We start from the raw sequence: 17,631 nt of genomic DNA, 5'->3' as shown, positions 1-17,631 counted from the left end.
GACGTTGGCATTTTTTTCGCAAAGGCAGTTTTTATGACCCCCACCCTCTTTCGCCAGACCGCTTGGGCTTTGTTTGATTTTGCCAATTCTGCTTTTCCGACGGTGATCACAACTTTTGTGTTTGCCGCCTATTTCTCCAAAGGCATTGCGGCAGACGAGGTGACAGGTACGGCGTTGTGGGGTTATGCAACGTCTTTTGCAGGCTTGATGATTGCTTTGTGCGCACCGGTTTTTGGGGCGATTGCGGACAGGCGCGGGGCGCGCAAGCCGTGGATTTTTCTGTTTTCGCTGTTGTGTATTCTGGGCTCGGCTGCGTTATGGTTTGCCACCCCTGAAGAAAGTTCAATCGCGCTGGCTTTGGCCTGTGTGGCGATGGCAACGTTCGGATTTGAAATGGCGATGGTGTTTTATAATGCCATGTTGCCCGATCTGTCGGTGCCGGGGCAGGAAGGTCGCTTGTCAGGGATGGCGTGGGGGCTTGGATATTTTGGCGGCTTGTGTGGTCTGGCCCTTGTGTTGGTCCTGTTTGTGCAAACTGATACGCCTTTGTTTGGCTTGGATAAAGAGCTGGCGGAACATCTGCGTATTTCCGGCCCGTTTGTGGCGGTGTGGTATGCGTTGTTTGCCTTGCCCTTGTTTTTATGGGTGCCAGATAAACCTGTGACAAAAGGCATGGGCCAAGCGGTGCGTGAAGGCTTGGCGGTTTTGGGTAAAACCTTGCGTCAATGGCGCGACCATCGCCCGGTCTTCGCCTTTTTGGTCACCCGTATGATCTATATTGACGGGCTGAACACCTTGTTTGCTTTTGGCGGCATATATGCGGCAGGTACGTTCAATATGACGTTTAGCGAACTGATTATTTTCGGGATCGGGATCAATGTCACTGCCGGGATTGGCGCGGCCTTGTTTGGCTGGCTGGATGATCGTTGGGGGCCAAAGCGGGTGATTATGATCGCGCTGTGTTGTCTATTGGTCTTGGGCATTTTGACCCTGCTGGTGACCGATAAAACTCACTTCCTGATTTTAGGTCTGTTCCTCGGCTTGTTTATGGGACCGGCACAAGCGGCGAGCCGGACCTATATGACCTTGATTGCACCGGCGCATATGCGCACCGAATTTTTTGGACTTTATGCGTTCTCTGGCAAGGCGACAGCCTTCGTGGGACCGTTTGTGGTTGCGTTGGTCACCGACCTGTTTCTATCCCAACGCGCCGGCATGGCAACAATCTTGATCTTTTTCGTGATCGGGGTTGCTCTCATGCGCTACTTGCCCGATATTCGAGGGCAGCATAAAAACTAAAGGCTTTTACATTATGGTGAATTCTTCTCTCTCCCTTTTGAGTGATTATCCGTTTCAGCGTTTGCGTGACCTGCTTGACCATCACGAACTGCCGGAAGGTTTGCAACCGCTTGCCATGTCCATCGGGGAGCCGCAGCATCAGCCGCCGCGCTTGTTGCAAGACACCATAAATGCCAATGATACCACATGGAACAAATATCCCCCTGTTGGTGGCACGCCGGAACTGCGCACCGCCATCAAAGGATTTCTGGATCGCCGCTATGACCTAAAGCCGGACTTTGTGAATATCGATGCGATTTTGCCTGTTTGCGGCACCCGTGAAGCTTTGTTTTTGATCGGCAACCTGTTGATTGATCGGGCAAAGGATGGGCAGGAAAAGCCGCTGGTTTTGGTGCCGAATCCGTTTTATCAGGTCTATGTCGGCGCTGCGGTGATGAATGAGGCGGAGCCGGTTTATCTCCCTGCCGGTCCTGAAAACGGTTTTATGCCCGACCTTGAAGCGGTGGAGGCCGCAACCTGGGAAAAAACAACCCTGTTGTTCCTGTGTTCTCCGGGGAATCCGCAAGGCATGGTCGCAGATAAAGCCTATTTACGTAAAGCCTTGGAGCTGGCACGCACCTATGATTTCACCCTCCTGATGGATGAATGTTACGCGGAATTGTATGATACGGACAAACCGTGTGGCGCGCTGGAACTGGCGCAGGAAAGCGGCACGTTGAAAAACCTGCTGGTGTTCCATTCCCTGTCTAAACGATCCAATGCGGCAGGGCTGCGATCTGGCTTTGTGGCGGGTGATCCGGCGTTGATTAATTCTTTTGTCAATTTGCGGAACTATGGCGGGGCGTCCATGCCGCTGCCTTTGCAGGCGGCGTCTGCGGCGCTGTGGGATGACGATACCCATGTGGCGGAAAACCGCGACCTTTATCGGGCCAAAATCGATGCGGCGGAGCGGATTTTGGGCACGCGTTTGGGCTTTTATCGCCCGGCAGGCGGCTTCTTCCTCTGGCTGGATGTGAGCGAGCGTTGGGACGATGCGGAAGCTGCGACCCTTGAGATTTGGCAAAAGGCCGGTGTGCGGGTCATTCCGGGGAATTATCTTGCAAAAACCGACGCAAATGGTAAAAATCCAGGCACAACCTATATTCGTGTTGCGCTGGTTCATGAACAAGATATCGTTGAAGAAGCCTTGACGCGGATTGCAGGTATTCTCTAGCCCGCATTGGAGTGTCTGGGACCATGGTAAAGGTATTGATCGCGGAAGATGTCGCCGAAATCCGTTTTGCTTATGAAGCAATTTTAATGGGTGTGGGGTATCAAGTGGACAGCGTCAAAGATGGTCGGGACGCGGTTGCGCGGATCGAACAGGAAGATTTTGATATTGTGATCACAGACCTGATGATGCCGCAAAAAGATGGCTTTGATGTTGTCGAAGCCGTCAAGCAACATCGCCCCGATGCCAAAGTATTGGTGATTACGGGCGGGGGGGATCAAATGTCGCCCTATGCGGCGATCAAGCTGAAAGAAGCCCAGATTGACCGCATGTTAATTAAGCCGGTTGAACAAAAAGCCTTGCTGGACGCCGTGGCCCGTTTGTCTTCGAATTGATTTTTAAATCATGAATACAATTTTTAGTGATTGTTTGGACGGCATCGCGTATACTCTTGGAGTTGGTTTCAAGAAAGGCAAATGATGGCTGATATTCTGGTCGCTGAAGATATGGCGGAAATTTTGTACGTCTATGAACAAGCACTTTTATCTGCGGGTCATAGGGTTGTGACAGCGACCAATGGGGCAGAGGCCAATGATCACCTTGATCGTGCCAGATTTGATCTGGTTGTTACCGACCTGTTGATGCCGAAAGTGGATGGGATGCAAGTTGCCCATCATGCCCATATGTTGGACAAGCCCCCCAAGTTGCTGGCAATTACCGGCGGGGGGGAGCGTATCTCCCCGTATGCAGCCTTGAAGATGGGGGAAGCCTTTTTTGATGCGTCCCTGATCAAGCCGGTGAGTCAGGATGTTTTGCTGACGACGGTCAATATGCTTTTGGATAAAGCACAGTAAGAAATATTATTTCAATATTGCACCTGCAAAAATTCTTTTCATTGCGCTGCAAAAAATGGTAGAAAACCTCAAATAAAAATTTGAGGATTCTAACCATGACAAAAACCAATACGGGCAATTTCTTTGAAGATTTTTCCTTAGGTCAGGAAATCGTCCATGCCACACCGCGCACGGTCACAGAAGGTGATGTGGCTTTGTACACGGCCCTTTATGGCTTTCGCCATATGCCGCAGTCTGCTGAACCTTATGCGATGAACCTTGGCTTTGAAGCGATGCCGCTGGATGACATGCTGGCGTTTCACATGGTCTTTGGTAAAACCGTACCGGATGTCTCGTTGAACGCGGTTGCGAACCTTGGCTATGCGGCAGGTCGTTTTGGCGCACCGGTCTATCCGGGCGATACCGTTCGCACGACCTCAACCGTCATTGGTTTAAAAGAAAACTCAAACGGTAAGACAGGCGTTGTCTATGTCAATTCCATTGGCGTAAACCAAAAAGACGAAGTGGTGCTGGATTATGTCCGCTGGGTGATGGTGATGAAAAAAGACGCCAGTGCCCCAACACCGGAAACCTGCATCCCGAATCTGCCCGAAGCGGTGGATGTGGATGATCTGGTTATCGCAGAAGGTCTGGACTTCAGCGATTATGATTGTGAACTCGCAGGCTCGCCTTATCTGTGGAATGATTATGACATCGGGGAAAAAATCGACCATGTGGACGGCATGACAATTGAAGAAGCCGAACATCAACTGGCGACCCGTCTCTATCAAAACACAGCGAAAGTGCATTTTGATCAGTTTGCCGCAAAAGATAATCGTTTCGGCAAACGCTTGATCTATGGTGGTCACATCATTTCTTTGGCACGCGCGCTGTCTTTCAACGGTCTGGGTAATGCCTTTAAGGTCGCTGCGATCAATGCGGGTGCTCATGCCAACCCGACCTTTGCGGGCAATACCATCTTTGCCTGGTCAGAAGTGTTGGATAAGCAGGAAATTAAAGGCCGCACCGACATGGGCGCGCTGCGTCTGCGATTGGTTGCGACTAAAGACCATCCGGCGGCGGACTTCCCTTATAAAGGCGAAGATGGCAAGTACAATCCGGATGTGGTGCTTGATCTGGATTACTGGGTCTTGATGCCGCGTCGTTAATCGGAAAACACGACAGTTTAGAGATCAAGGGAGCCTGAGCAATCAGGCTCCCTTTTTCGTGTAAATCCAATGGGAGTTTACCCCTAAACGGGCCTAACCAATAGTTTCATAAAATCCTCCTTTGCTTTTACGTCTTTAGCGCTTACTCTGTAGCAATTAAAACAGGATAGAGAGCTTCGTATGACTGCTATTATCGCTGTCATGAATCATAAAGGGGGCGTGGGCAAAACCACAACCAGTCTCAATATCGCCAGTGGCCTTGCAGCCGGTGGCAATGCGGTGTTGATCGTTGATATGGACCCGCAAAGCAATGCGGCGACTGGCCTTGGCATTGACTTAAAGAGCATCGAAAAAGGCAGCTATGAACTGGTTTTGGGGGAAGAACCCCTTGCCAATGTGGCCTTGAAAACCGATTTGCCCGATGTTTCGCTGGTGCCCGCTACCTTTCAGTTGGCGGCTTTAAGCACCATTTCTTCCGATGATGAAGATCCGGAATATTGGCTGCGCGAAAGCTTGCAGGATCATGGTGGGATATACGATTTTATCCTGATTGACTGTCCGCCATCATTTGGGATTTTAAGCCTGAATGCGCTGGTCGCCGCGCAAAAAGTCATTGTGCCCGTGCAAAGTGAAAGCTTTGCCATTGCGGGCTTGCAGCAGATGGAACAGTCCATTGAAGATATCCGTGTAGAGGCAGACCATGCCCTCGATTACCGGATCCTCATGACCTTAAGCGACCATAAACAAAAACTACATCAATTGGTCGATACGGAAATCCGCGCGCATTTTAAAGAGGTGGTATTCCAGACCTCGATCCCGGTTGAGCCAAAAATTGCAGAAAGCGCTTTTTTGGGGCGTCCTGTTCTTTTGCACTCGCCCTATTCATCGGGTGGGCAGGCCTATGTGAAAGCCTGTGCAGAGGTCTTGAAATGGGCACTTCCCGATGATGCTCGCAGTCTGGAAGATTATCAGAAGCAGATTATGAACGGTGTTCAAAGCTGGATGCGCAATAAAGAGCTGTCAGCGGGATCGGAACCCGTCCATCTGGATGACCCGGCCTCTGCGGGGACGGGAGCGAAAACAACCAATCCTCCCGCTGCGGCAGAAGTCAACTCGTTTAAAGTCTCATTGCGCAACGGGGTGATTTTGGCGCTCGCCTTGACCATCGGCATGGCGCTGGCCTTTTTGGGGATGGAATAAGGGCGTAGCCTAGACGGTGAGGGTCACAAGCACAGGGGCGTGATCGCTGGGTTTATCCTGTCCACGCAAGTCCAAAAGCACTTCACAGCCTGCGACACTGTCTTGCAGGTTCGGCGTCACCCAGACGTGATCAAGGCGACGTCCTTTGTTGGTGGCAAGCCAGTCACGGGCGCGATAGCTCCACCACGTAAAGCATTTTTCTTGCGGTAGAATGTGCAGGCGCATGGCGTCTACCCACTGTCCGGCCTGTTGCAATTGTGCCAGACGCGTGATCTCAATCTCGGTATGGGTGATGATGTTTTTCAGCTTTTTGTGATCCCAGACATCGGTTTCCAACGGGGCGATGTTAAAGTCCCCAACCATGATGCGTTTGGCATCGGCGTCAAAACGTTTGGCGCACCAATCAGTCATTTCATCCAAGAATTGCAGCTTGTGGGCAAATTTGGGGTTTGTCTCCGCATTCGGCTCATCCCCGCCTGCTGGTATGTAAAAGTTATTCAGCTCAATCCCGTTTTCTAAAATGACAGAGCTATGGCGTTTATCTTCACGCGCGCACCACGACAGAGCATCCGGGTCACTGAACGGAATTTTGGATAGGATCGCCACGCCATTATAGCTTTTTTCGCCCGCAAAATGGATATGTGGATATCCCATTTCCTGGAGGGCTTCTAAGGGAAACAGGCTGTCACGGACTTTGGTTTCCTGAAAACAGATCACGTCGGGGGCATGATCGCTGACCAGTTTTTGCACATGCTCCAAACGGATGCGGATGGAATTGATGTTCCAGGTGACGAGCTTCATCTGTGATGCCTTTTGTTGATTGGGGAAGGATGTTATAGCAGATAAGAAAAGCGCCCGACTAGGGGGTGTCGGACGCTTATAAAGACTCTCGATTTTGAGAGAGCATGGATGGCAGGGGAACCATCCCTCAGGTTATGTACACTCAAATCATAACCCTGCTGTCTTTATAGATTGGCGTTCGTGCCCAGATTCATGAATGCAATTAACGCATGGCAGGATTGCATTTTTCGCATATCCGTAATGGTCTGAAATTCCATTATTTATTGGAAAGATCGTATTTCGGATCGATAAAATCAAACGCATTTGACGCAACCGGCACATCCGTTTGCGCGTTTAACAGGGACACTTGCGTCATGATCCCTTGCGCATCCACAATCACCCACTTGCGCAACTGGATCGGTGCGTCGGAAAAGACGAGCGTCACGGTCCCCATGCCCGGATCGTCGCGGTCCACAAGGGTGAGTTCTATCACGCCGGGGCTTTGGGCAAGGTCGATAATGCGCACATCTTCCTCAAAGGAAAGCGTGTCTTGCAACAGAACGGCCAAGGGCGTGGCATTCAGCGGGTAATAGGTCACCTGTCTAAATTCTTTGTCATGATAGACAATAGTGCCTTTACGCACGATCAGTTCGGTTTGTTGCGGTGGGTTATAGGTCAGGCGCATTTTACCGGGGCGTTGCAGAATAACTTTGCCATCTGCATAGCTGCCGGTCGAACTGACTTGGGCGAATGTCCCTTTTAAGGTTTTAAGCTCATTCAGGTAGGTGCGCAGTTTTTCAGCCAGTTGAGTTTGCTCCGGCGTGAGTTTTACGTCTTCAGCATGGGACTGTAGGGGCAGGAGGATCAAACAAAGGAAAAAAAACAGGCGCGTCATGGAATGGGGCTTTCATGTTTTGGGGCTAAAGGTCAATTTAGCTGATCAAGGACCAATTGCAACATTACACTTGGCTTATGGCACCTTCATGGCGCAAAAGCCATTCTTTGCGTTTTAGTCCACCGGCATATCCGGTCAATGTGCCGTCTGAGCCAATGACGCGGTGACAGGGGATCAGCAGGGAAATGGGATTGTTGGCATTGGCATTGGCAACCGCGCGCACGGCACGGGGCTGTCCGATTTGGTATGCGAGATCGCGATAGCTGCAGGTGGTGCCGATGGGGATCGCACGAAGGGCCTGCCAGACTTTACGTTGAAAGACCGTGCCGCCGGTTTTAACCGGGATCTCTTGCAAGGCAGGGAGGTCACCCGCAAAATAGGCCTGTAAGGGCTGGGCCAGCGCCGCACTGTCCTGATCGGTTAGCTGAAAGTTTTTAAAGCGGCGCTTTAACAGGCGTTCTTGCCGTTCACCCTGATCGGGAAAGTCGATGTGATAAACGGTGTCTGTCGCATCATAAAGGATGGACAGGGGGCCGCTGGGCGTTTCCAGTGTCATTTGGAACAGGTTCATTTAAGCTCTCCAGAGATAAAGCGCGCCATAGGCTCGCCACGGGCGCCACAATTGGCTGCGTTCTTCAAGGTCATGCTTACCCGCCGGCAACCCCAGCTTTTCCAATCCTCTGATCAACCCGAGGTCTTGGACGGGATAGATGTCTGGTTCAGAAAATGCGCGCATGAGGATGTAATGCGCCGTCCACGGACCAATCCCCGGCAAGGCGCACAGGTCGGCAATACTGTCTTCCAACGGTTTGGCGACATCTAACTCCTGCCAGTGGGCGGCGAGGTTTTTTAAAGTATTGATCCGGCGTTGGGTCAGGCCCAGCCCGTCAAGGCTATGGCTGCAAATTTCCGCCGGCGTGGGGAAGATGCCGCTATTGACCCGTTCGATGACCCGTTTGCAAATGGTGCGCGCCCCTTTGACGCTGATCTGCTGTCCGATGATGGCACGCACGGCAATTTCAAATCCGTCCCACGCGCCAGGCAGCCGCAAACCGGGATGCGCCTTTATGAGGGGCTGGAGGGCCGGATCACTGGACAGTCCTTGCTGGATGGCTTGGGGGTCGGCATCAATGTCAAATAAGCGCCGGATCCGTACAGAGACATCACGCACATAGGGCACCGGAATATTGGTCAATTGCGCGACCAGCCGGTTTTTTGCAGGTTCATGGCGCAGGGCGATCTCCCCGACCTGATCGTCAAAACGGACTACGCGGCGATAAGTATCTTCGCTCACCTCTTCCACGGGTTCCAAGCAGCGATCGCGAAAGAAAGCGAGCATCCCGTCCCAATCATACGGGGGGCGGTAGGGAAAGCGCAGCGTGATGGCTGTGCTGTCGCCCGTGTCACGTTTGGTCTTGTGTTCATGAGACGGCGGAAAGCCAAAGGCAGTTTTATAAGCGTCATTGAAACGGCGCAGGCTGTTAAAGCCGCTGGACAAGGCAATTTCCGTCACCGAAATATTGGTTTGTGCCAATAAGCGTTTGGCAAACATCAAACGGCGGGTCTGGGCGATCTGTTTCGGGCCAGCCCCCAGATGATCGTTAAACAAGCGGCGCAAGTGACGTTCCCCAATCCCAAGGGAAGCGGCGAGGTCAGTCACGCTTTGGCCGTCATCCAGCGCGCCTTGTTCGATCAAGCGCAAGGCCCGTTTGACCACCGCTTCGGTCCCCAGCCATGCCGCACTGTTGGGCGCGGTTTCGGGGCGGCAGCGCAGGCAAGGGCGGTATCCGGCAGAGAGGGCGGCGCTGGCAGAGGGATAAAAGGTGCAATTTTCCTGCTTTGGAGTGGTTGCCGGACAAATGGGGCGACAAAAGATACCCGTTGAGGACACGGCGGTAAAAAAGCGGCCGTCAAAGCGGGCATCGCGGGTTTTTAGCGCCTGATAGCAGATGTTTTGATCCAAGTGTTTCATGAGGGCAGTTTACACCATTCGACGGATCACACCTGCCATTTTCGGACATGATCGTTGTGGATTGCTATTCTGTGGGCATTGGAGTAGTTGTGGTGCTTATGAGCTATTCCATGACCCGACCGTTTGGCCTTTATATCCACTGGCCGTTTTGCGTGTCCAAATGTCCGTACTGTGATTTTAACTCCCATGTCTCCAACACGGTGGACCATGACCAATGGCGCACGGCCTTTGTGCAGGAACTGGATCGGGTCTTCGCAGAAAGTAAAGGTCATCGCATCAGCAGCATCTTTTTTGGCGGCGGCACCCCGTCTTTGATGCAGGCGAAAACCGTTGAGGCGATCTTGGATCGTGCGCAGGCTCTGTGGGGGTTTACGGATGGTGTGGAAATTACACTGGAAGCCAACCCGACAACGGTGGAAAGTCATACGTTCCGGGATTTCCGCCAAGCGGGCGTCAACCGTTTGTCCATTGGTATCCAGTCCTTGGAGGAAGAGGTCTTAAAGTTTTTAGGCCGCGCCCATAACATGTCAGAAGCGCGCACAGCGCTGGAGTTGGCGGCAAAAAGCTTTGATCGCTACAGCTTCGATCTGATTTACGCACGTCCCGATCAGACCCTTGCGGGCTGGCAGGCAGAACTGCGCGAAGCGTTAACGCTGTCAGCGGGGCATCTGTCGCTCTATCAGTTGACGATTGAGCCGGGGACGGATTTTCACAAACGCGGCATTGGGCCGATTGATGAAGATTTGGGCGCCGATATGTATGATCTGACCCAAGAGATTATGGAAGAAGCGGGCCTACCAGCCTATGAAATTTCCAACCACGCCAAGCCGGGGCAGGAAAGTCGTCATAATCTGGTCTATTGGCAAGGGGACGAATATATCGGCCTTGGCCCGGGGGCGCATAGCCGCTTCCAGAATCAGGCGATCCATCAGATTTATAAGCCGGACCTGTGGCTAAAAGCAATTGCTGAAAAACAAAGCGGAGAGCAAAAGCGCCGTGCCCTCAAGATGGATGAACGGATTATTGAGTTGATCCTGATGGGGATGCGCTTGCGTGAGGGTATGTCGGCTAATCATTTTGCGTCTTTGACGGGCAAGACATTATTAGACAGTCTCGACCCGCAAGGTTTGGCTGATATGCTGGAGATGGGCTTTGTGGAATGGGCAGGGGATCATTTGCGCCCGACCGAAGAAGGGCGCAAATGTCTAAACGGCGTGTTGGAAAAACTGGTCCGTGTTTAGGGCTTAGGTTGGGCCCAGCTCAACACGCAGGCGGCGGGTGATACTGGCGAAACGTTCCCACTCCGATCCGTTGATTTCGACAACACCTGATTGGAAGTCCCCAATCATAGATTGAATTTTTTCGCAAACGGGAATGTACTCGGTGCGGGATTGATCTACCAACTTATCAATAAGGATGTCGGCGACAGCGATCATGCGCTTGGTGAAAAATTCCGTGCTTTCTTGTTCGGCATGCAGATTACCGATTTTGCCGCGCAACCAATCGATCTGAACCACATGGCGCTCGATCTTCAGGGTTTCAATCTGGGTAATGGCGCGTTGTTCGGCATGGACATAGTCCGCCGGTTCCATAGTTTGCAGGGCTTTATAGGCGAGGGGGTTGGGTACGTCGACCAGCGGGATTTCTTCCTGACCGGGGCGTTTGCTGCTGCGGCGATCCGGGCCAACATAATCCAGCGTGACCACAAAGGGCTTGCGTCGTTTGATCCGGCGTTCCACCCGATCAATGATATTGCCAAGGGCAACCGGTTTGACCAGCACATCATCCAGTCCGGCATCTGCCAGAATTTCAAGTGTTTTCGGGTCCGGTTGATCGATGATGCAGAAGATCACGCAGAAGGGGCTGACAAAAGTGGTGCCATGGCGAATGTCCTTGATCACTTCGGCAAGTTTTGTGACGCCGAGGCTGCCATCCATCAAAATCAGATCAAAGCCGTTGTTGACCACCTTCTTTTTAAAGTCATCGGCATTGCTGACATCTTCGATCTCACGAAAGCCCTGCATATGCAAACCGCCTTTGATGCCCTGACGGGCTTGGGGGTTCGCATCGCCGAGTAAAAATCGGATGGTGCCAAAGTCGATCCGTTCCCGGAAGTCTTCGCGGATCAGGACATTTGTATGGGCCGTGGGGCTTCTGGAAATTTGGCCTTTTTGGGCGGCTTTTTTGAGCTCGCCCGGTTCGGTCATGTCGGTCAGTCTTTGGTTTTGTACCCGAAGACGACCGATCAGAGACTGAATGAGCTTGCGTGAAAACACATCCAGCGCTTCTTGTTTTTGTCGAAATGTTGCGGCATCGACGACAATTAAGGTGACATCTGTTGTGGCACGGACGCTGGCAGAGCGCGGTTCGGCGTCTACCATGGACATTTCCCCAAAAATATCACCGGCTTTTAAGGTGGTGATGACGGCATCTGCCCCATCCCGGCGTTTTTTTGTGATCTGTACGGATCCTGATTTTATAACATAGGCGCATCGTGCCGCCGCGCCTTCTTCCAGGATCAAATCCCCCATTTTAAATGACTGTGTTTTATATTCCGGCATTTTTTGTTATCCCGTTAGTTAAGAGCTGGTGCAAAACTATTGGGGGCCGGAGAAATTTCTCTAAACGCTTTCTGATGCACCTGCAGGACAGCCAACCCCCGTTCTGCAAGACCCGAAGGGTGCAGACGGAAAATACCGTTGCGCCCAAGGAATCCTGCAGGATCCGTTAATGTCTGGCGGCTGTAGTCGGCTTCTCCTGTGTCCTTGGCGAGCACTGCGGAAAGCGCAATGGCATCATAGGCCAATGTGGACAGAGGATGAGGGGGATGGCCGTACGCCGCTTTATATTGTTCGACGAAATCTGTTCTATTTTTGGCACTTGGGGCGGCAAACCAGCCTCCCATCAGTGCAGGTTCTGCATGGACCCAGTTTGTCTCCCACAGGCTGGTGCCTAAAATGCGCACTTTCTTGGGGTCGATATCAAAGTAGGGTAGGTTTGCAGCAATGGTTTGCAAGGCATTCCCACCGGCAGCCACCAGCAGGGCATCAAAGTCCACATCACCCAACGTTTGCAGCAGCTTCAAGCGGGCGCGCGCTTTGTTGGAGAGGGCATCTGTCTTGCCTTTCAAGGCATTTTGTTGGCGCACAAGCGCTTGGCGGCGGCGGTCATAATCCGCCATGTCGCGGATCAGGGCGGGCAGATCGTCCACGCCTGAAAGATATTGAACGACTTTTGATGTTTGCGCGCCGTTTTCCCTGACGGTTTCTTCAAAGGCGGATCGCACGCGCATGCCATATTCATCCGCAGACGTCAGTAGCGCAAATCGGCTGGAGCCTTGCAAGGCGGCAAAGTCGATGATGCGTTTGACTTCTTCTTCAGGGCGTACGCCCAGCACAAAGACATTTTCACTGGCAGCGCGCGAATCGTTGGTGAAGGCAAGGGCATTTACATTGGCCGCTTGCAGCAACGGGGAAACCGCACGCGCCGATTCGGACAACAGCGGGCCGATGATGATGGAAACCCCGTCAGAAATGGCATATTGCGCGGCCTGCATCGCGCCTTCCGGTGTGCTTTTGGTGTCGTATGGCAACAGCTCGTAGCGCGGCCCGGCAAAATCAAACAGCGCCAATTGCGCGGCGTTCATGATTTCCTGACCGACTTTGGCGGCCCGCCCGGTGAGGGGCAGCAGTAAACCGACACGGGCGGCCTGAATACCACCGCGTGGATCATACTGGTTCATCCATTCTTGGGCCTTGACCTCGGCATCCGGTTGCTGCACCGTCGGTTGTGACGGATCCCAAGGTGGAATTTCCGCCCCAGCACGCGGTTGAGCTGTCGGGTCGAATGTGCTACCCGATCCCTGACCTTGCGCGTTTGGCGATGTGCCGGGGACTTCCCACCATTTCGGTGCCGTCGTGGTTTGACAGGCGCTTAACACCAAAGTGAAAACGAATAACAATGGCAAAACAAGAAAACGGCGAAAACGAAACATCAGGGCTCCAAAATGAGGGTCAAGTTGCACAAGAGAGTAGCGCGTCCCAACCTTTGAGTAAAGTCACTGCTGGTCTATATATCGTTGCGACCCCGATCGGCAATGCCCAAGATATTACCTTGCGCGCCCTGACCTTGTTAAAAAGTGCGGACACCATCCTGTGTGAAGATACGCGGGTCACAGGCAAGTTGTTGATGATACACGGTATTTCCCGAAAAAAGACCATCGCTTATCATGAACATAATGCGGATCGTATGCGCCCGAAAGTTTTGGAAAAATTACGCGATGGGGAAATTGTGGTGCTGGTGAGCGACGCCGGAACACCTTTGATCAATGATCCCGGTTATAAACTGGTGCGTGACTGTGCAGAACAGGGGTTGCCCTATACCAGTGCGCCGGGTGCAAGTTCTGTTATTTCTGCGATGGTGTTGTCGGGATTGCCAAGTGATCGTTTTTTCTATCTAGGGTTTTTGCCAAACAAGACAGTGGCCCGAAAGAAGATATTGGAAGAGGTAAAGTCCGTACAAGCGACATTGATTACCTTGGAATCTCCACGTCGGGTGGCTGCCTGCTTGCAGGATATGGCAGAGGTGCTGGGCAATCGCGAAGCTGCTGTTACCCGCGAGATCACTAAAAAGTTTGAGGAAGTGCGCCGCGCCACGTTGCCGGAACTTGCCGAGATGTACGCACAGGAAGAGGTCCGAGGCGAAGTCGTGCTGGTTATCGGTCCACCGGATGACAGCCAAGTAGAAACCAGCGAAGAAGATTTGGACGAGCTGTTGAAAAATGCGTTGGCGCGTCTGTCGGTGCGCGACGCGGTTGCCGAAGTCGTCTCGGCAACCGGTCTTAAAAAACGCACGGTCTATAATCGCGCGCTCGAACTTACAGTTTGAGGTCGTAGCGCACGTAATCGGTCAGGGTGGCAATCTTGTCGTAAAAGGCTTGGGCGTTTTTATTGTCTATGGTGGTATGCCAGTAAAGTTTGGAGGCTCCGCGTTTACGTGCGGCTTCCTTCACGCCTTCGACCAACGCACGGCCCGTGCCTTTGGATCGCAGGGACTGGTCCACATACAGGTCTTCCAGATAGCAATAGGGTGCCGTATTCCAAGAGGCGCCATGGAAGTAAAAATGGGTAAAGCCGATCACTTTGTCCTCCTCAATGGCGACCAGTCCTTTGAGTGGGTTGTCGGTATCCAACAGGCGTTTCCAGACACTGGTGGTGACTTCTTCATCCAGTTCGACATCGTGGAAGTCCAGAAAGCCTTGCCAAAGGGCGTGCCATTCGGCGTAGTTTTCGGCCGCGATAGGTTGGATTAACATGGGAGAATTTCCTCTTCTTTGTGTAGGCGTTCGCGCCAGAGAATGTAAATGCCGCTAGCCATAATGACGAGTGATCCTGCCAGAGTTGCGTACTCCGGCATCACTTGCCAAAACATCCAGTCAAACGCCACGCCCCAGATCAGGGCGGTATATTCGACGGGGCTGACGACGCTTGTCGGGGCCAGTCGTACGGCATCGACCATAAAATAATGACCAATGCCCCCGCTGAGGCCCATCAGGAAGCAAACCCCGAGGGTCTGCAGATCGATATCCATCCAGTAAAACGGCATAAAGCCGATCCCCAGAAGGACCATGCCGCTGGTTGTCCAAAAGGAAAAACTAGCGGCGGTTTCGGTGGCGGCGGCTTTACGGGCCAAGACTTGGGTTAGACCGTAAGTCGCCGCAACAAACAGCATATAAGGTGCGCCGGTGCCGATAATGCCTTCATCGGGTTGCAGGACGATGACAACGCCCAAGAAACCCACAAACATCGCACCAATGCGATGAAAGCCGATCTGTTCACCCAGCAGGTATTTGGAATAAACCACCATAAAAAACGGGGCGGAAAAACAGACGGCGAGTGCATTGGCAAGCGACATATCACGCAGGCCAATGGTGAAAGAGACAAAAGCCAAAGCTGCCAGCACGGTCCGAAACAAATGTAAGAAGGGGCGCTGTGTTTTGACCGCCTTTAAACCGCCTTTCAGATGCACGATCACCAGAATGGGGATGAGGGCAAAGAAAGAACGGAAAAACAGGGTTTGCGGGGCGGATATGGTTTCACTGAGATGCTTGATAAAGGCGTCCATCATGCTCATGAACGCGATACCGATCGCCATAAAAAACAGGCCGCGTGTAATCTGGGATGTGCTGTTCATAACTGGGGGCTTTCCTAAAAGGCGGATGTCCCCCAATGTGTACGAGATAGTCGGGGGAGATCCCCCGAACCTAACTTCAAAGGGACTTAGTCTGTTTTGGCGGACGGCGGGAAGGCGCAACCCAAATGTTTACCGCCAGTCACATGGACATGGAGGTGTGGGACATCTTGGACACCGTTTTTGCCAATGTTGGCAAGAAGGCGATAGCCATCGTCTGACACACCTTCCAGGCGGGCCACATGACCGACGGCACGGACAAAATCGACCACTTCTTCCGCGGAGGCTTTTTCCGAGAAGTCGGCAAAGCTGACGTAAGCGCCTTTGGGAATGACAAGAGTGTGGACCGGTGCTTGCGGATTGATATCTCTAAACGCAAAGGCATGATCTGTTTCATAGACTTTGTCACACGGAATTTCACCGCGTAGGATTTTGGCAAAAATGTTATTGTTATCGTATGACATGGCAATAGAAACTTTCTTGTACTTATTCAAATCGTGGACAGCTTGCTAAAAGCCACCAATTTTGACAAGTAAAAAATAGTAAATATTAAAAATCTGACACTCATGACTTGCGCCACTTGGCGTCCAACTGGAAAATTTCGCCAAGGGTCGCGTAGTCTTTATAGCCAAGACGCGAAATAGGGTTGACCTTTTGCACGTCAATTTTGCCGTCGACCAGTACCTTGTCATCGATATACATGCCGATGACGTGCCCTACTATGGCGGTGTTCTTTTGGGTCGGGTCGTCGGACAAAAGCGCGATGGTTTGGGTCAAACGACATTCCAGCGCAATGGGGGAGTGCTTAATACGGGGCGGTTTTATTAATTCACAAGGCACCATTTCCAGTTCTGCAACTTCTGCTTCATTGACATCTGGATGTTCTGGGGCTGCGGTTCTAAACATAGCATCACGCAGGTCATATGTTGCAATGTTAACGCAAAATTCTTGAGTATCTTCAATGTTTTGAAGGGTATCTTTGGTCGCTGAGAACGGCCCGCCCCCATTAATGGATAGCATAAGCTGTGGTGGATTTTGCGCGACACCATTAAAAAAACTAAAGGGAGCAACATTACCAACCCCGTCGGCACTGAGTGTGCTGACCCATCCGATCGGGCGGGGTGTGATGCAGGCTTTGAAGGGATGGTGCGGCAAGTTGTGAGATTGATCGGTTTTGAAAAACATTAAAAAAATTCTTTAACTTCAAATGTTGTTTTGAGGAGATCATTTCCCATCTTGCGAAAAATCGGCAAGACGGGCAGACTGCTGGCATGAATGATACTAAATTAAATGGTCCAAGCATCAAAAAAATTCCTGACGGTGATGATCGGGAACGTTTGGTGTGTCCGGATTGCGGCTTTATCGATTACCAAAACCCCCGCATTGTGGTGGGTGCTGTCTGTACGTGGGAAGATAAATTCCTGCTGTGCCGTCGTGCCATTCAACCGTCTGTCGGGAAATGGACGTTCCCTGCCGGCTTTATGGAACTGAATGAAACCGTCGCGGAAGGTGCCGCCCGTGAAGCGCGCGAGGAAGCCGGGGTGGATGTGGATGTGCAGGATATTATCGGTGTCTATGAAGTTCCGCAGGTGGGCCATGTGATGATTATGCACCGCGCCCCGATGAGGTCACCGCATTTTAAAGCGGGGATGGAAAGTCTTGAAGTGGATATGTTCACGTGGGAAGAAATCCCGTGGGACGACCTTGCGTTTCCGTCCGTCAAATGGACACTGGAGAGGTTTTACGAAGTGCGCGAACATGCCGAAGTCCCTGCGATTACAGAGCGCGCGGCTTTTAAGGTATTTTAGGCCGTAAACTCATAAAATTCCTTCCTGTATCAGCTTGAATATGATTCAACCTTCCAAAAGATTTGGAGGGAATTATGAGCCGCCGCCGTTTTGAGCTTACAGACTATGAATGGTCGATCATTGAACCGCTTTTGCCTCAAAAAAGCCGAGGCGTTCCACGTGTAGATGACCGCCGTGTTTTGAACGGCATTCTCTGGCGGTTTCGCACAGGGTCTCCTTGGGCAGATGTGCCTGAACGCTACGGTTCATATACGACCTGTTACAATAGGTTTGTTC

20 protein-coding genes are annotated in these 17,631 nt (G+C 52.0%); 10 read left to right on the top strand and 10 right to left on the bottom strand.

The genetic code is table 11. From position 1 onward, the window contains the following. Positions 1 to 33 precede the first annotated feature (33 nt). From Q397_RS0113740 to Q397_RS22595, 6 genes are all read left to right on the top strand, one after another. On the top strand, positions 34 to 1,299 hold the full coding sequence (locus Q397_RS0113740) for an MFS transporter (protein ID WP_028879906.1): 1,266 nt from the start codon (positions 34 to 36) through the stop codon (positions 1,297 to 1,299). Between the two features lie 13 nt (positions 1,300 to 1,312). After that, the gene (locus Q397_RS0113735; protein ID WP_038013983.1) at positions 1,313 to 2,512 is read left to right on the top strand and encodes an aminotransferase class I/II-fold pyridoxal phosphate-dependent enzyme; all 1,200 of its coding nucleotides are present in this window, start codon (positions 1,313 to 1,315) and stop codon (positions 2,510 to 2,512) included. 23 nt (positions 2,513 to 2,535) lie between these two features. Then, complete coding sequence (locus tag Q397_RS0113730) at positions 2,536 to 2,904, top strand: response regulator (RefSeq protein WP_028879904.1); 369 nt, start codon at positions 2,536 to 2,538, stop codon at positions 2,902 to 2,904. Positions 2,905 to 2,985: 81 nt separating this feature from the next. Beyond that, entirely contained in the window at positions 2,986 to 3,363 is a 378-nt protein-coding gene (locus Q397_RS0113725; RefSeq protein ID WP_051610026.1) for a response regulator, read from the top strand. Between the two features lie 95 nt (positions 3,364 to 3,458). Continuing rightward, positions 3,459 to 4,511: a MaoC family dehydratase gene (locus tag Q397_RS0113720; RefSeq protein WP_028879902.1), complete on the top strand. Its 1,053-nt coding sequence runs from the start codon at positions 3,459 to 3,461 to the stop codon at positions 4,509 to 4,511. A gap of 180 nt (positions 4,512 to 4,691) precedes the next feature. Next, on the top strand, positions 4,692 to 5,711 hold the full coding sequence (locus Q397_RS22595) for a ParA family protein (RefSeq protein ID WP_051610025.1): 1,020 nt from the start codon (positions 4,692 to 4,694) through the stop codon (positions 5,709 to 5,711). A 9-nt stretch (positions 5,712 to 5,720) separates the two neighbouring features. Here Q397_RS22595 and xth read toward each other — a convergent pair whose 3' ends face one another. The 4 genes from xth to Q397_RS0113695 form a co-directional block, all read right to left on the bottom strand. Continuing rightward, entirely contained in the window at positions 5,721 to 6,512 is a 792-nt protein-coding gene (xth, locus tag Q397_RS0113710) for an exodeoxyribonuclease III (protein WP_028879901.1), read from the bottom strand. 256 nt (positions 6,513 to 6,768) lie between these two features. Further along, entirely contained in the window at positions 6,769 to 7,386 is a 618-nt protein-coding gene (locus tag Q397_RS22590) for a LolA family protein (RefSeq protein WP_051610024.1), read from the bottom strand. A 64-nt stretch (positions 7,387 to 7,450) separates the two neighbouring features. Continuing rightward, entirely contained in the window at positions 7,451 to 7,957 is a 507-nt protein-coding gene (locus Q397_RS0113700; RefSeq protein WP_028879900.1) for a methylated-DNA--[protein]-cysteine S-methyltransferase, read from the bottom strand. After that, entirely contained in the window at positions 7,958 to 9,358 is a 1,401-nt protein-coding gene (locus Q397_RS0113695) for a DNA-3-methyladenine glycosylase 2 family protein (RefSeq protein ID WP_028879899.1), read from the bottom strand. 71 nt (positions 9,359 to 9,429) lie between these two features. Between Q397_RS0113695 and hemW the strand changes: the two genes are divergently transcribed. Next, entirely contained in the window at positions 9,430 to 10,599 is a 1,170-nt protein-coding gene (gene hemW, locus Q397_RS0113690; protein WP_240475073.1) for a radical SAM family heme chaperone HemW, read from the top strand. 3 nt (positions 10,600 to 10,602) lie between these two features. On the opposite strand, the gene Q397_RS24270 is transcribed toward hemW, so the two are convergent. Together Q397_RS24270 and Q397_RS22580 are read right to left on the bottom strand one after the other, a co-directional pair. After that, positions 10,603 to 11,919 carry a cyclic nucleotide-binding domain-containing protein gene (locus tag Q397_RS24270; RefSeq protein WP_028879897.1) on the bottom strand — a complete coding sequence of 439 codons (1,317 nt, stop codon included), beginning with the start codon at positions 11,917 to 11,919 and terminating at the stop codon, positions 10,603 to 10,605. Between the two features lie 14 nt (positions 11,920 to 11,933). After that, complete coding sequence (locus Q397_RS22580) at positions 11,934 to 13,352, bottom strand: penicillin-binding protein activator (RefSeq protein WP_051610023.1); 1,419 nt, start codon at positions 13,350 to 13,352, stop codon at positions 11,934 to 11,936. Between Q397_RS22580 and rsmI the strand changes: the two genes are divergently transcribed. After that, on the top strand, positions 13,319 to 14,245 hold the full coding sequence (gene rsmI / locus Q397_RS0113675) for a 16S rRNA (cytidine(1402)-2'-O)-methyltransferase (protein ID WP_084149066.1): 927 nt from the start codon (positions 13,319 to 13,321) through the stop codon (positions 14,243 to 14,245). The genes Q397_RS22580 and rsmI overlap by 34 nt on opposite strands. Here the strand turns inward: rsmI and Q397_RS0113670 are convergent. The 4 genes from Q397_RS0113670 to Q397_RS0113655 all read right to left on the bottom strand — a co-directional run bounded on the left by Q397_RS0113670 (position 14,235) and on the right by Q397_RS0113655 (position 16,732). Continuing rightward, a complete protein-coding gene (locus Q397_RS0113670) occupies positions 14,235 to 14,672 on the bottom strand; it encodes a GNAT family N-acetyltransferase (RefSeq protein ID WP_028879895.1) in 438 nt (145 codons plus the stop codon). The two genes, rsmI and Q397_RS0113670, sit on opposite strands and share 11 nt — an antisense overlap. After that, on the bottom strand, positions 14,666 to 15,550 hold the full coding sequence (locus tag Q397_RS0113665) for a DMT family transporter (protein WP_028879894.1): 885 nt from the start codon (positions 15,548 to 15,550) through the stop codon (positions 14,666 to 14,668). Before Q397_RS0113665 ends, Q397_RS0113670 begins: the two co-directional genes overlap by 7 nt. An 86-nt stretch (positions 15,551 to 15,636) precedes the next feature. Continuing rightward, complete coding sequence (locus tag Q397_RS0113660; RefSeq protein ID WP_028879893.1) at positions 15,637 to 16,011, bottom strand: histidine triad nucleotide-binding protein; 375 nt, start codon at positions 16,009 to 16,011, stop codon at positions 15,637 to 15,639. 100 nt (positions 16,012 to 16,111) lie between these two features. Further along, the gene (locus tag Q397_RS0113655; protein WP_028879892.1) at positions 16,112 to 16,732 is read right to left on the bottom strand and encodes a flavin reductase family protein; all 621 of its coding nucleotides are present in this window, start codon (positions 16,730 to 16,732) and stop codon (positions 16,112 to 16,114) included. A gap of 86 nt (positions 16,733 to 16,818) precedes the next feature. Between Q397_RS0113655 and Q397_RS22575 the strand changes: the two genes are divergently transcribed. Together Q397_RS22575 and Q397_RS24750 are read left to right on the top strand one after the other, a co-directional pair. Further along, positions 16,819 to 17,355, top strand: coding sequence for an NUDIX hydrolase (locus tag Q397_RS22575; protein WP_051610022.1), 537 nt, complete (start codon positions 16,819 to 16,821; stop codon positions 17,353 to 17,355). A gap of 74 nt (positions 17,356 to 17,429) precedes the next feature. Then, the coding region (locus Q397_RS24750) for a transposase (RefSeq protein ID WP_156950727.1) at positions 17,430 to 17,631 on the top strand (202 nt) is incomplete at its 3' end.

Origin of the sequence: Terasakiella pusilla DSM 6293, assembly GCF_000688235.1 — a bacterium.
In the GTDB taxonomy this organism is placed as follows: Bacteria; Pseudomonadota; Alphaproteobacteria; order Rhodospirillales; family Terasakiellaceae; genus Terasakiella; species Terasakiella pusilla.
This window is presented reverse-complemented; position numbering and strand designations above follow the sequence as displayed.

Coding starts and splice junctions, on each gene's coding strand:
- Q397_RS0113740 (WP_028879906.1), top strand. CDS start 34: ATGACCCCCACCCTCTTTCGCCAGACCGCTTGGGCTTTGTTTGATTTT.
- Q397_RS0113735 (WP_038013983.1), top strand. CDS start 1,313: ATGGTGAATTCTTCTCTCTCCCTTTTGAGTGATTATCCGTTTCAGCGT.
- Q397_RS0113730 (WP_028879904.1), top strand. CDS start 2,536: ATGGTAAAGGTATTGATCGCGGAAGATGTCGCCGAAATCCGTTTTGCT.
- Q397_RS0113725 (WP_051610026.1), top strand. CDS start 2,986: ATGATGGCTGATATTCTGGTCGCTGAAGATATGGCGGAAATTTTGTAC.
- Q397_RS0113720 (WP_028879902.1), top strand. CDS start 3,459: ATGACAAAAACCAATACGGGCAATTTCTTTGAAGATTTTTCCTTAGGT.
- Q397_RS22595 (WP_051610025.1), top strand. CDS start 4,692: ATGACTGCTATTATCGCTGTCATGAATCATAAAGGGGGCGTGGGCAAA.
- xth (WP_028879901.1), bottom strand. CDS start 6,512: ATGAAGCTCGTCACCTGGAACATCAATTCCATCCGCATCCGTTTGGAG.
- Q397_RS22590 (WP_051610024.1), bottom strand. CDS start 7,386: ATGACGCGCCTGTTTTTTTTCCTTTGTTTGATCCTCCTGCCCCTACAG.
- Q397_RS0113700 (WP_028879900.1), bottom strand. CDS start 7,957: ATGAACCTGTTCCAAATGACACTGGAAACGCCCAGCGGCCCCCTGTCC.
- Q397_RS0113695 (WP_028879899.1), bottom strand. CDS start 9,358: ATGAAACACTTGGATCAAAACATCTGCTATCAGGCGCTAAAAACCCGC.
- Q397_RS24270 (WP_028879897.1), bottom strand. CDS start 11,919: ATGCCGGAATATAAAACACAGTCATTTAAAATGGGGGATTTGATCCTG.
- rsmI (WP_084149066.1), top strand. CDS start 13,319: ATGGCAAAACAAGAAAACGGCGAAAACGAAACATCAGGGCTCCAAAAT.
- Q397_RS22580 (WP_051610023.1), bottom strand. CDS start 13,352: ATGTTTCGTTTTCGCCGTTTTCTTGTTTTGCCATTGTTATTCGTTTTC.
- Q397_RS0113670 (WP_028879895.1), bottom strand. CDS start 14,672: ATGTTAATCCAACCTATCGCGGCCGAAAACTACGCCGAATGGCACGCC.
- Q397_RS0113665 (WP_028879894.1), bottom strand. CDS start 15,550: ATGAACAGCACATCCCAGATTACACGCGGCCTGTTTTTTATGGCGATC.
- Q397_RS0113660 (WP_028879893.1), bottom strand. CDS start 16,011: ATGTCATACGATAACAATAACATTTTTGCCAAAATCCTACGCGGTGAA.
- Q397_RS0113655 (WP_028879892.1), bottom strand. CDS start 16,732: ATGTTTTTCAAAACCGATCAATCTCACAACTTGCCGCACCATCCCTTC.
- Q397_RS22575 (WP_051610022.1), top strand. CDS start 16,819: ATGAATGATACTAAATTAAATGGTCCAAGCATCAAAAAAATTCCTGAC.